This is a genomic window from Paenibacillus sp. DP01, assembly GCF_044784315.1.
Classification (GTDB): Bacteria; Bacillota; Bacilli; order Paenibacillales; family Paenibacillaceae; genus Paenibacillus; species Paenibacillus polymyxa.
The window spans coordinates 3,448,107-3,460,493 of record NZ_CP173059.1; the positions used below are offsets into that span (position 1 = coordinate 3,448,107).

The following is a 12,387-nucleotide window of genomic DNA, read 5'->3' on the forward strand; positions in this document are numbered from 1 at the left end:
CTCCCTCGATGCCTTGGTGGCTAAGGGATACCCTTAAATAAAAAAGCTAGATTTACAGCAAAAAGAGGCTGTTCCACAGTCTGTCTCTTACTGATGGAACAACCTCTTAACCTACTGCTGTATTCTATGATTTATCAATCTATAAATAGGGAACGTATAATTTATCGACCTTTCCCCGTCATAGCATTTCTCTATATCAATTGATGTTATTAACGACGGTCTTTAGGGCCGCCTACAAACGCTTGCTCCTCGGTATCCAGATTATAAGCTGTATGCAACGCTTGGATAACCTCATGAAGCTTTCCAGCTTCAATTACACACGATACCTTGATTTCGGATGTGCTTACCATTTTAATGCTAACGCCTTGCTCGGCCAGCACGGCAAACATTTGTGCTGCAACACCCGGGTGGCTAACCATTCCTGCACCTACAATGGAGACCTTCACCAAATTTTCCTCAGACGTTACTTCACGGTATGGAAGCTCCCCGCGAATACCTTCCAGCGTCTTAAGTGCAGCTTCACGATCCGTTAGAGCTACTGTAAAGGAGAAATCTGCTTTTCCTGCCTCAACCCCGCTCTGTACAATAATGTCTACATCAATTTTGGCTGCTGCCAGTGTTCCGAAAACTTTTGCCAGTACACCAGGGATATCTGCAACGCCCAAAATACTGATTCTTGCTACATTTTTATCATATGCAATTCCACTGACTACAACGCCTTGCTCCATTACTGCATCCTCCTTTACGACTGTTCCTTCATTATGGTTAAAACTAGACCGTACAATCAACGGTACCCGGTTATGTTTGGCATACTCTACCGCACGGGGATGTAAAACAGCCGCACCTAAATTGGCTAATTCCAACATTTCATCATAAGAAATTTCTTTTAGCTTACGTGCCACCTTCACGATCCGTGGATCTGTTGAATATATGCCGTCCACATCCGTGTAAATTTCACAGGCATCCGCTTGAATTGCCGCCGCCAGCGCAACGGCCGTCGTATCAGAACCACCACGTCCCAGCGTCGTAATATCTCCATCTGCAGACATCCCCTGGAAACCTGCTACAACAACAATCTTGTTGCTACTCAGTGCATCCAGCACACGCTGAGGTTGAATATCCGTAATCCGTGCCCGACCAAAGTCAGATTCAGTACGGAAGCCTGCCTGCCATCCCGTAAACGATACCGCTTCATGACCCAGTTGCTGAATAGCCATCGACAACAATGCGATTGAAATTTGCTCGCCTGTCGTCATCAACATATCCAACTCACGTGCAGGCAACTGCTCATTTAATAATTTGGCCTGGTCAATCAATTCGTCTGTTGTGTCTCCCATTGCGGAAACGACCACTACACATTGATGCCCTTCACTCTGTTTCTCAACGACGCGTTTTGCCACGCGTTTCATGCGCTCCGTGTCACCGACGGAACTGCCTCCGAATTTCATGACATACAAAGACAACGATATTCACTCCCTCAGACTCAACAGTATGTAACCTTGAGATGGCACCAAACGATTTGAACGTGACATCCTGCGGCATAACTTTAGTACAGTATAATACGAAAGTGCTGTGTGGAGCCAATGTTTTTTAATATTCGTACATATAAAAATATCCTCTGCCCTTAATAAGGACAGAGGATACCTGAAAATGTAAATTCTATGCGCGAGACATGTATTTGCCGTCACGAGTATCAATTAACAATACGTCATCTTGGTTAATAAACAGAGGAACTTGAACATTCAAGCCTGTTTCCAGTTTAGCATTTTTGGTTGCACCTGTAGCTGTATTCCCTTTAATACCTGGTTCTGTTTCAATTACTTTGAGTTCCACGCTGGTAGGCAGGTTGATACCCAGGATTTCTCCGTTGTAGCTTATGATATTTACATTCATGTTTTCTTTCAGGAAGTTAAGCTCCCATTTCAGCTGATCGCTGGACAATGTAAATTGATCATATGTTTCGTTGTCCATGAATGTATGATCGTCTGCACTAGCATACAGATAAGATACACCACGATTTTCGATTTGCGCCCGGCCGATTGTTTCACCCGCACGGAATGTACGTTCAACCGTATTACCATTACGCAGGTTTTTCAACTTGGAGCGTACGAATGCTGCACCTTTACCTGGTTTTACGTGTTGAAAATCCAGAACTGTAAAAATATCTCCGTCTACCTCGACGGTCAAACCTGTTTTAAAATCATTAACGTTAATCACTAAAATACCCCTCCTACAGGACTGTTATCGTTATTAAACGACTGTAAATTCTTTGCTCGAATGCGTTAATACTTTGATGCCGTTATCTGTAATAACGATATCATCCTCGATCCGTACACCGCCCAATCCAGGCACATAGATACCTGGTTCGACCGTTACAACCATGCCCGGCTCCAGAATATCATCACTTGCCTTCGACAGACGTGTAGATTCATGCACTTCAAGACCCAGACCATGACCTGTACTGTGTCCGAAATTGTCTCCATACCCATGGCTAGCAATAATATCCCGGGTCAGCGCATCCGCTTCACGGCCTGTCATGCCCGGCTTAATATGTTCGAGTGCGTGAAGCTGCGCCTTAAGTACAATATCGTAGATCTCGCGCAACTGAGGCGCCAAATCCCCTTGTGTAGCCACTGTACGGGTCAAATCGGAGCAGTAGCCATCCAGCAACGCACCAAAATCAAACGTAATCAGCTCACCTGCTTGTACTAACTTTGCACTAGCTACTCCATGAGGCAATGCCGAACGAACTCCGGATGCCACAATCGTGTCAAATGAAGAAGAAGTAGCTCCCTGCTTGCGCATGAAGAATTCCATTTCCAGATCCAGCTCACGCTCGCTGACTCCTGGTTTGATGTAAGGTAAAATGTGTGCAAATGTAGCATCTGCCAAATCCGCTGCCCGTTGCATCACTTCGAGCTCTCCCGCATCCTTGTGCACCCGCAGCTTTTCCACAATGCCCGATACCGGAACCAGCTTAATAGGTGACAGATCTTCGCTATAAGCTTTATGTGTCGCAACAGTTACATCATCCTGCTCAAAGCCTGTTTCGCTAATCTGATGGGAAGACAGCAATTCTCTTACTGTTTCCATGACCTGCGCAGCGTGCTGCACTACCGTAAAGCCTTGGGCTTGTTCGGTCGCTTGTGTCATATAACGAAAGTCAGTCAGCAAATAGCTATGGGATTCTGTAATCAGCACATAGCCCGCTGAACCTGTGAAGCCTGTCAAATATCGACGATTGACAGGGCTGGTAATCAGCATAGCCCGCAGGTTATGCTCGCCCAGCGCCTGCCGCAACTTTAGCACCCGGTCATTCTTCATCTTCATTCCGCTCCCCTCTGTCAAATAACCAAATGCTATTTTAACACAGGGGATAGGCGCTTGAGAAGTTTTTGTTACGTTCTGTCCCCAGCCTTCTCAGGCTCGCGCATTCTTTCATCCGTATACTCGACAGCAACGGTATATCCGATAAATAGTCCCCACAGTATAAATACGCAAACTTCTGTATATATGGAATTCCATGTTAATCGATAAGGAGGGTTCATCATCCCTAACTTAGGGCCTGTTAACACAAATAAAATAACCCACCAAATCAGACCGTATATAATACCGGGTATAGGGCCATTAAACCTACGCAAAATCAGGGTGTACACCAATGACACTACCACGGACAATGCAATAAAAAACAGCAACCCCACCAAATGCCCTGCCATGGTGTTCATGAACGAATGCTTGAAAAACGGCTCTGCCAGAAAGCCAGGCGCCACTACTGTAAAGTGCAGCGTATAAAACAGCCAGCGCAGCAACCCCCAGAGCAAACCCGCAAAAAAACCCAGCTCAAGTGCAAAGGGAATGAGCGGTGTATGTAATTTGCCTGACTGTTGTCTGCCTCTGTTACTGTTGTCATTATGATTACGTTGATTTTGAGATTCACGGGACTGTTCCTGATCACGACCTATTTTCGGTATAGAGTAAGTTTCACTCATGTGGTTGGATCTCCTTTCAAAATGAATAAATTTTCTCATGGTAAGGACTCATTGTTATAAGGAAAAGCATGTGTACTTCCACCAAATTCGTGCCTATCCATTTTGAGAGGTAGTATGCTCCAATGGGGAGCAGTTTAACAATGAAGTCGAAGAGTGGATTTAATAATCTTTGCATTGACAAAATTTCAATCCTGTTTCATAATATATTGATGAAAATGATAATCATTATCATTTTATAATACGTTTATACAGGAGAACGCAATCTATGAAAAAGGGATTTATCGGATTCTTATTGTTACTGACTTTTATGCTCACACTGGCAGGTTGTGGAGCAACTGACAATGCAGCAGATAAAGGTCAGACAACTACGTCGGGCAGCAAACCCACTGAAGCAGCGACCGGTCCTGTGACAGTAAAGCATAATCGTGGTGAACTCACGCTTGACAAGCCCGCGCAGCGTGTCGTGGTGCTTGAATGGACATTTACGGAGGATTTGATTGCATTGGGCGTTCAGCCAGTTGGTAATGCGGACAATGCCAACTATAAGGTGTATGTGACTCCAGAGGCGGCTCTGGACAGTAACGTGGTCGATGTCGGTACACGCAACGAGCCTAATTTGGAGGCGATTGCTTCATTAAAGCCGGATCTCATCATATCCAATTTTGATGGGAATGAAGCAATCTATGAGCAACTCAAGGCCATCGCACCGACGATTGAATATAATCTGAACGATGGTAACGGCTACGACTATGATAAGATGGTGAAGATTTTTAATAGTATTGCAGTCGCTCTTGGAAAAGAGGATAAAGCTAAGCAGGTGCTTGCCGATCTGGATCAGCATTATGCCGAAGCCAAACAAAAGCTCGCCGCTGCAAACAAATCGGATTTCCATTTTATACTGACACAGGCTTTTACTTCGCAAAATGCAGCCAGTCTGCGTATGTTTTCAGATAATTCAGTCGTTGTAGGAACACTGGCGAAGATCGGTTTGGTTAACGATTGGAAACCGAGCAAGGTTGAATCGTATGGCTTTTCAACGGTTGGCATTGAAGCTCTGTCAGCCGTTCAGGACAGCAACTTTATCTATATTGTGCAGCCAGACGATAATGTTTTCGGCTCATCTATGAAAAACAATTCTGTTTGGAACGGTTTGAAATTCGTCAAAGAAAAACGTACTTATCCGTTGGCCAGTACAACATGGACGTTTGGCGGCCCGGTCTCGTCAAAGGGACTGGTGGATGAGACTGTCGGGGCAATTACGCAATGAATTTGATCTGGCGATTCCGTCTGATTTTATAACTGGCGATAATAAGCATTTATGGGGGCAGTCTGACCGCTCTCATAAATGCTTTTTTAAACCTATGGCATGATATCTCCCCACACTACAAGGATTTCCATCTTCTCCGTTATGATTAAATTTCCTTTTCGAATGATAAAATTAGCAGGTCACTACATCCCATTTTCGTCTAACTAGATATTCCCTTCCAAATTCGATACAATATACAAAAAAGTATGTATTAAGAGAGGTGAGACGGTTGTCACAAGCATCCAAGCCTGTGAGCTACGGCGGTCAGGCAGTCATTGAAGGTGTCATGTTCGGCGGCAAGCGTGTCAATGTCACGGCAGTTCGCCGCAAATCTGGCGAAATCACATATTTGGAAGTACCACGTAAGGAGCAATCCTGGGTGTCCAAATTCCGCAGAATTCCGTTATTGCGGGGGATTGTCAGCATCATCGACTCCAGTGCCAAGGGCACCAAGCATTTGAACTATTCAGCCGATGCGTATGCTGATGATGAAGTAGATCCGGAAGAACGCGCTGAACAAAAGAAAAAAGAGGAATCCCGTTGGAGCCTGAGCATGATGATCGGCGTGGCTGCGGTCGGTATATTGTCCTTCCTCTTTGGCAAAATTGTATTAACCCTGGTTCCGGTTGTTATGGAGAGTTTCCTGTTTGGCGGCTTGTTTCACAACCAGATTTTGCATAATCTCGCTGAAGGAGCTATTAAGCTGATTTTGCTGCTCGCTTATTTATGGGGTATTTCCCAAACTCCGTTAATTAAGCGACTGTTTCAATATCACGGCGCGGAGCATAAAGTGATTACTGCATTTGAAGCTGGGGAAGAACTGACTCCAGCCAACGTACAAAAATATAGCCGACTGCATTATCGCTGCGGTAGCAGCTTTATTATGCTCACCGTGATTATCGGGGTACTCGTCTACTCCCTGTTTACCTACGATAATCTGTGGGAGCGCATGGGGCAACGTCTTTTACTGCTTCCGATCGTATTGGGTCTTTCTTTTGAATTTCTCAAGCTGACCAATGCACTTCGGGAAATTCCAGTGCTTCGTTATCTAGGTTACCCCGGCCTATGGCTGCAGTTGCTTACCACCAAAGAACCGACCGATGATCAAGTGGAGGTATCGATTGCCTCATTTAAGCGTATGCTTGAATTGGATGCTGAGTTAGAAAATGTACCTGTAAAGGAGACTCTCAACAGTCCGGTCCTTGATCCTGTGAAAGGATGAGTGAATGATGTACAGACATGCCGTTATTTTCTGGCTTACCCTTGCTTTGGGCGCATATGGAATTGTAGATATGCTATGGAAAGGTAGCTGGGGCTTTCTCATTAGTTTACTAATCCCCATCTTTATTTTTGCAGTTATATTTCTGCTGTACAAATACCAGCCAGGACAACGCAAGCGAACTCCCAAAGTTAAGCCCTCTGTGCGCACCATGACCAAAACAGCCAGTGCACGTAAACAGCAGACTACAAGCAAACGCAAAGCATATCCTTTTCATGTCATTGAGGGTTCCAAGGGCAAAAATGAAGAGGAACAACCTAAATATCATTAATCATTATCAACCTTTAAAATGTAGCACAAAGGAGCCATCACCCGTGTTTTGCAATATGACCGGGAAGAGGCTCCTTTTTTACTTCCTTTGAAAATACTTCAACTGCCAGTAAGTGTGTTTATTTCATGGCGTACATGGTATCTTTCATCAATTGATACTTACTATACTGCTGCTGGTAAGAAGTGATGCTCCATTTGTGGAAAAAAGCTTCTCCTGCCTGCACACCGGAAGCATACAACAAATCACTTTGCTCTGGTGAAATGCTGAATTGGGCAGTGCGGATACCCAAAGTTGGAATTTTAATGGTCCGATACCGATTCTCCTGCTCAATATACCGTTCATCATGTGCCGATAGCATGGTATCAAAAATAGCCTGCAGCATGGTCAATGGGCCTCGTATATAAGAAACCTTGGTCTCCGTCCCTGTTTTGCCCACCATTTGAAATCCTACCGTTGGAATCGTTTTGGCCTCACGTTCATTGACAGGCTCATCAAAAAGCCATAGAGGCAGATTGCTGAGTAAGGCTCCATCAACAACAAATACAAATTGCTGGGAAAAGGTTTTTCCCTTGGCAAGTGCAGAATCAAGTCTTAACATAACAGGATCAAAAAAATAAGGGATACTCGTGCTCATCCGAATGGCCTTGGCTACCTCTAGTGAAGAGGGGTTTATACCAAAACGTTTGATATCCTCAGGAAGCACCAAAATGCGTCCATTCGTAATATCTGATGCAATAATGCGCAGCTTGCCAGGAGGTAGATCCGCGAATGTACGCACTCCTTTAGCTAGTAACAGCTCGCGTACCCAATGCTCTAGTGCCTCCCCTGAGTAGAGCCCTTTTTTAAGAAAGATACGTGCTGCTGGCCCAACCCACTTAATATTGAACACTGGAGAACGTCTTAACAACTTGACCAAGGGAGTTTTCTCAATTACGGCTTTCATTTCATCCGCCGTATATCCTGCAGCCAATAAAGCAGCTACAATAGCACCTGATGATGTACCAGCCAAACGATTGAATACAATATCATGCTCCTCCGCAGCCTTAACTGCACCCGCCAGCGATATTCCCTTAACCCCTCCACCCTGGAACACAGCATTGATCAGCATAGATCAAAAAACCTCCGTTCTCTTGGGAGTAAGCAGTTCTACTGCTTATGTATGAGAACGGAGGTCCATATAGAACCTAAATGATCCAATTTATATCATAATTGATAATAATTTTGAAGAAGTTGAATGAGTCCGTATGGATTTTTCCGCAAATGCTGTGCACTAAAATAAATATCCCCTTTGACCTGCTTATAATTCTCGTTCAGTTCAAGCTGCTTAATTAACTCTTGAGCGGATTGCCATCCTTTTTCAGGGGTGCCGATTTTATAAGGGGAATGGCCAATATACAGCTTAACATCTGAATTTTTGACCTCATTGGACCACCATGCGACAAGCTTGTCATATCCAGCTGCTGGGAAACCGATACTCCAGTAAATTTGTGGAGCTACATAATCAATCCATTCTTTGTTAATCCAGGTTCTTACATCTGCAAATGTCGTGTCATACGCAGTAACGCCTGCCTTGGTGTCTGAACCCGTTAAGTCCTGAGACTTGTTGCGCCACACGCCAAAAGGACTAATCCCGAATTGAACTTTCGACTTGCTGGCATGAATGCTTTTACCCAAATCGCGAACAAAACTATTTACATTATCTCTCCGCCAGTCACCTTTGTTAGAGATTTTGTTGGCGTTATATGCTTTGAATGTCGCATCATCATCAAAAGTCCCGCTGTAAGGATAAAAATAATCATCCAAATGGACACCGTCAATATCGTATCCGTTTACGACCTCCATAATCGCAGCAATGACATGCTGACGTGCAGCTGGAATTCCAGGATTGATGTACAACTGGCTACCATTCTTAACAATCCAATCCGGATGTTGATTAGCCACATGGTTTGCTGCCAAACCGCTAGTTGTTCCTGTAGAATTAGCACGGAACGGATTAAACCAGGCATGGAATTCCATCCCCCGCTTATGTGATTCACTAATCATAAATTTCAACGGATCATAGCCTGGATTTTTACCCTGGGTATTCGTTAAATACTTGCTCCATGGCACAAGATCAGACGGATAAAGCGCATCCCCGCTGGCACGAACCTGAACAAATACCGCGTTAATGCCCATACCCTGCAAATCATCGAGCATTTTTGTAAACTCCTGCTTCTGCTTCTCGGAACTGCTTCGTGCAGATGAAGAAGGCCAGTCTCCATTAATGGTGGAAATCCATGCTCCACGCATAGAGGTTGTAGCCTTCACCTGAGCCACATTTCCCTGTGAGGAACCTGAACCTTCCTCATTAGTAGAGGTTGACGGTGAGGTAACAGCGTCCTGTCCATCCTCCTTGGCTCCCTGATCGGTACTAACACTCTCCTGATTGCCAGATGCTGAGTTATTTGATGTTGAGCTGCTGTTTCCCACAGAAGTACTCCCAGCAGTAGAGGTACCTTCTTTACCACTGCTTAACGTAATGACCCGCTCTGAGGCTTGCCAGTCTACTTTTAACCCCAACTCTTCCCCAACAAAACGCAGTGGTACCATGACTCTCCCACTTGACATACGCGCAGATGCGTCCAATCGAACCGACTTGCCATTCACAGTAGCGCTTTGTGCACCATTATCCATAGATATATTTTTGTTCTGTGCTGTAATCGTTACCGTACCAGACGATGCCGACCAGTTGACCTGTGCGCCTAATCCCTCACTAATCACTCGCAAAGGAACCATCGTGACATTCGCGCCCTGTACAATGTACGGTGACGCATCACTTTGCAGGGACTGTCCGTCCAATATAATCTCAATCTCACCAGTTGATGCCGCTTGAACTCCAGGCACGATGGCAGTCTGTACTGCTAAGAGTAGACCCGCAACCATGAGCCCTATTTTCTTCCGATTCATATCTTTATAATCCTCCGCTACCCCTGTTAATTTTAACCCCTATCTTGTCCTGCTATATAATGGATAGACGCTAATAACCAGATATTTGTTGCGGTCAGGAAAATAAAAAAAAGCATTGTCCGTAAGGACAGATGCTTTTAGGAATCCCCACTCAATTCCTTGTGTATGTCATGAAGCTGGCGCAAGCGATCTTCATCTCGGCGGAAATATTCAACCAATGTCTCGATACGTGTGATGGAATCCCAGCTCAAATGGTGTTCAATACCTTCCACATCTTTATATATTAGGTCCTTGTCAACCCCAATCATATCCAGAAATTGCTCTAGTAACTGGTGGCGGTCAACCAACCGTTTGCCGACCTTTTTCCCTTTCGGTGTCAAAATCAGTCCCCGATACTTCTCATATACAAGATAATCGTCCTTATCCAACTTCTGAATCATCTTGGTGACGGACGAAGGATGCACCTCCAAACCCTCTGCGATATCCGAGACACGAGCATATCCCTTCTCATCGATCAGTTGGTAAATGCGCTCCAAATAATCTTCCATGCTTGGCGTTGGCACTTGTTTCCCTCTTTTCTGTTATTGAACGGGCGCTTACCGCCTTCATTTCCTGCATTAAACCTACTATGTAATGATACATGTTATCATCGCTCATTGGCAAGTCTCGTCCCTCCACTCACATCTATTGCCACGATTTGTTCAATTTAAGCAGGGTACACTAATGTTGTCGCCCCTGTATCGTTACTTTCTGCGGAGATGCTTTAGAGTTGGACACCAGAGCACAGAGGATTTATTTCGAAAGGAGCGTTAGCCATGTCTACGCTTGAGCGTACTCCTGTCCAAATCAGAGGAACCAAGCCATTCATGCCTGATCTGGTGTTTTTTGAACCAGACGCACTAAATTATCCCAAAGGCCAGCGTATTATGGATTGGGTCAAAGCCAAGGATATTCCGTATCGTATGACGACCTCTCACAACCGAATTACCAATTTACCAGGTGAAACTGAAGTTGAAAAATACCGAATGGCAAAAAAGACACTGGTTGTCGGCATCCGTAAAACATTAACTTTTGACCAATCCAAGCCCTCTGCCGAATATGCCATCCCTATTTCGACTGGTTGCATGGGGCACTGTCACTACTGTTATTTACAAACAACCTTAGGAGCAAAGCCGTATATTCGGATCTATGTCAATACTGACGATATCATATCAGCAGCTAAAGCCTATATCGAGGAGCGGGCGCCTGAAATTACTCGTTTTGAAGCAGCTTGTACCTCTGATCCGGTTGGTTTGGAGCATATCACTGGATCACTTGGAGACTTGATTCGTTTCATGGCAGATGAGGAATTTGGCCGACTTCGTTTTGTTACAAAATATCATCATGTTGATCCATTGCTGGATATTAAACATAATGGCCATACTCGCATCCGCTTTAGCATTAATTCCGATTATGTTATTAAACAGTTTGAACCTGCAACTTCGCGCTTTGAGGAACGTATTGAAGCAGCGGGCAAAATCGCACGGGCCGGTTATCCGCTGGGGTTCATCATCGCACCCATCATTTGGTATGACGGCTGGGAAGAAGGATACGGAGAGCTGCTGCGTAGATTGGGAGAAACCTTGCCCCAGCATGCTACGAAGGATCTGACATTCGAATTAATTCAGCATCGCTTTACCAAAACATCCAAAGCTGTTATCGAGAAACGTTACCCGAAAACCAAACTGGAAATGGACATAGAAAAACGTAAGAAAAAATGGGGCCGCTGGGGCCAGAATAAATATGTTTATCCCGATGAACAGCAAAATGCACTACGGGAGTTTATCACAGAACGCATTTTTGAACATTTTCCTTTAAGTCGTATCGAATATTTCACATAACCAGCATCCAATCCGGGGTAATCCGTTGTAAAAAAAGCGTAACATCTGTCATATGATCCGTTACCAGCAGACCGCCAGTGATCACAAGCAGCATGCCACCTATTTGGATAAGGATGGAAGTATAACGGGACGATAACTTAACAGAGCCTGCCAGCAAAGCCAATACAAAAAACGGAATCGCAAAACCAAGTGCGTAGCCAGTAATCAGCTTGAACCAAATGTGATGCTCTACTGCCGCCAAAGCGATAATAGCTGTTAGCATAGGACCGATACAGGGTGACCAGCCTGCCGCAAACCCAATTCCGATTACAAAGGAACCGGCGTAACCGGCAGGCTTCCATGTCCAGCGCAGCTTATGCTCTCTCATTAGAAATAATGGACGCACGAAACCAAGAGATACCAGACCCATGAGTATAATAAGTAGCCCCGCTACGACTCTTAGCGTATCCCCATAATTGGCAAACCATTCTCCAAGCAACCCGACACTTGCCCCCAGTGAATAAAAAACAACCGAAAAGCCTAATACAAAAGCAAGCGTGTGTCCCATCGTACGATAGCGAACCTCTGCCCTGTGCCGTCCTTCAGCCAGTTCACGTGCCGACATTCCTGTTATATACGATAAATAGGATGGATATAGTGGCAAGCAGCACGGTGAAAAAAAAGAAACCAGTCCAGCAACGATGGTCAACCCGGCGTTGACATCTGACATCATCATT

The 12,387-nt window shown here is 44.9% G+C and carries 12 protein-coding genes; 4 read left to right on the forward strand and 8 right to left on the reverse strand.

Annotated elements, in window-relative coordinates; genetic code table 11:
• Positions 1 to 209: 209 nt before the first annotated feature.
• The 4 genes from ACH59B_RS15245 to ACH59B_RS15260 form a co-directional block, all read right to left on the reverse strand.
• The gene (locus ACH59B_RS15245) at positions 210 to 1,463 is read right to left on the reverse strand and encodes an aspartate kinase (RefSeq protein ID WP_013371788.1); all 1,254 of its coding nucleotides are present in this window, start codon (positions 1,461 to 1,463) and stop codon (positions 210 to 212) included.
• A gap of 196 nt (positions 1,464 to 1,659) precedes the next feature.
• On the reverse strand, positions 1,660 to 2,217 hold the full coding sequence (gene efp, locus ACH59B_RS15250) for an elongation factor P (RefSeq protein WP_013371789.1): 558 nt from the start codon (positions 2,215 to 2,217) through the stop codon (positions 1,660 to 1,662).
• 33 nt (positions 2,218 to 2,250) lie between these two features.
• Positions 2,251 to 3,324, reverse strand: a complete 1,074-nt coding sequence (locus ACH59B_RS15255) for a Xaa-Pro peptidase family protein (protein ID WP_123797378.1) — start codon at positions 3,322 to 3,324, stop codon at positions 2,251 to 2,253.
• Between the two features lie 74 nt (positions 3,325 to 3,398).
• Positions 3,399 to 3,989: a YqhR family membrane protein gene (locus ACH59B_RS15260; RefSeq protein ID WP_123797348.1), complete on the reverse strand. Its 591-nt coding sequence runs from the start codon at positions 3,987 to 3,989 to the stop codon at positions 3,399 to 3,401.
• Between the two features lie 265 nt (positions 3,990 to 4,254).
• On the opposite strand from ACH59B_RS15260, the gene ACH59B_RS15265 reads away from it, so the two are divergent.
• The 3 genes from ACH59B_RS15265 (at position 4,255) to ACH59B_RS15275 (ending at position 6,845) form a co-directional block, all read left to right on the forward strand.
• On the forward strand, positions 4,255 to 5,256 hold the full coding sequence (locus ACH59B_RS15265; RefSeq protein WP_016822300.1) for an ABC transporter substrate-binding protein: 1,002 nt from the start codon (positions 4,255 to 4,257) through the stop codon (positions 5,254 to 5,256).
• A 268-nt stretch (positions 5,257 to 5,524) separates the two neighbouring features.
• Positions 5,525 to 6,517, forward strand: a complete 993-nt coding sequence (locus tag ACH59B_RS15270) for a DUF1385 domain-containing protein (RefSeq protein WP_044785237.1) — start codon at positions 5,525 to 5,527, stop codon at positions 6,515 to 6,517.
• A gap of 7 nt (positions 6,518 to 6,524) precedes the next feature.
• Entirely contained in the window at positions 6,525 to 6,845 is a 321-nt protein-coding gene (locus ACH59B_RS15275) for a hypothetical protein (RefSeq protein ID WP_017427493.1), read from the forward strand.
• A gap of 118 nt (positions 6,846 to 6,963) precedes the next feature.
• Here ACH59B_RS15275 and ACH59B_RS15280 read toward each other — a convergent pair whose 3' ends face one another.
• The 3 genes from ACH59B_RS15280 to mntR form a co-directional block, all read right to left on the reverse strand.
• Positions 6,964 to 7,953, reverse strand: coding sequence for a patatin-like phospholipase family protein (locus ACH59B_RS15280; RefSeq protein WP_016822303.1), 990 nt, complete (start codon positions 7,951 to 7,953; stop codon positions 6,964 to 6,966).
• Positions 7,954 to 8,048: 95 nt separating this feature from the next.
• A complete protein-coding gene (locus tag ACH59B_RS15285; RefSeq protein WP_404301984.1) occupies positions 8,049 to 9,791 on the reverse strand; it encodes a family 10 glycosylhydrolase in 1,743 nt (580 codons plus the stop codon).
• 137 nt (positions 9,792 to 9,928) lie between these two features.
• Entirely contained in the window at positions 9,929 to 10,354 is a 426-nt protein-coding gene (mntR, locus tag ACH59B_RS15290) for a transcriptional regulator MntR (protein ID WP_007430946.1), read from the reverse strand.
• 252 nt (positions 10,355 to 10,606) lie between these two features.
• Here mntR and splB point away from each other — a divergent pair, with 252 nt between their 5' ends.
• The gene (splB, locus tag ACH59B_RS15295) at positions 10,607 to 11,671 is read left to right on the forward strand and encodes a spore photoproduct lyase (RefSeq protein WP_017427491.1); all 1,065 of its coding nucleotides are present in this window, start codon (positions 10,607 to 10,609) and stop codon (positions 11,669 to 11,671) included.
• On the opposite strand, the gene ACH59B_RS15300 is transcribed toward splB, so the two are convergent.
• Positions 11,664 to 12,380: a cytochrome c biogenesis CcdA family protein gene (locus ACH59B_RS15300; RefSeq protein WP_186290463.1), complete on the reverse strand. Its 717-nt coding sequence runs from the start codon at positions 12,378 to 12,380 to the stop codon at positions 11,664 to 11,666. The genes splB and ACH59B_RS15300 overlap by 8 nt on opposite strands.
• Between the last annotated feature and the right edge of the window lie 7 nt (positions 12,381 to 12,387).

Excerpts from the sequence above, each read along its gene's own strand:
- ACH59B_RS15265 (WP_016822300.1), top strand. The coding sequence starts at position 4,255 with ATGAAAAAGGGATTTATCGGATTCTTATTGTTACTGACTTTTATGCTC.
- splB (WP_017427491.1), top strand. The coding sequence starts at position 10,607 with ATGTCTACGCTTGAGCGTACTCCTGTCCAAATCAGAGGAACCAAGCCA.
- ACH59B_RS15275 (WP_017427493.1), top strand. The coding sequence starts at position 6,525 with ATGTACAGACATGCCGTTATTTTCTGGCTTACCCTTGCTTTGGGCGCA.
- ACH59B_RS15300 (WP_186290463.1), bottom strand. The coding sequence starts at position 12,380 with ATGTCAGATGTCAACGCCGGGTTGACCATCGTTGCTGGACTGGTTTCT.
- ACH59B_RS15285 (WP_404301984.1), bottom strand. The coding sequence starts at position 9,791 with ATGAATCGGAAGAAAATAGGGCTCATGGTTGCGGGTCTACTCTTAGCA.
- ACH59B_RS15280 (WP_016822303.1), bottom strand. The coding sequence starts at position 7,953 with ATGCTGATCAATGCTGTGTTCCAGGGTGGAGGGGTTAAGGGAATATCG.
- ACH59B_RS15255 (WP_123797378.1), bottom strand. The coding sequence starts at position 3,324 with ATGAAGAATGACCGGGTGCTAAAGTTGCGGCAGGCGCTGGGCGAGCAT.
- ACH59B_RS15260 (WP_123797348.1), bottom strand. The coding sequence starts at position 3,989 with ATGAGTGAAACTTACTCTATACCGAAAATAGGTCGTGATCAGGAACAG.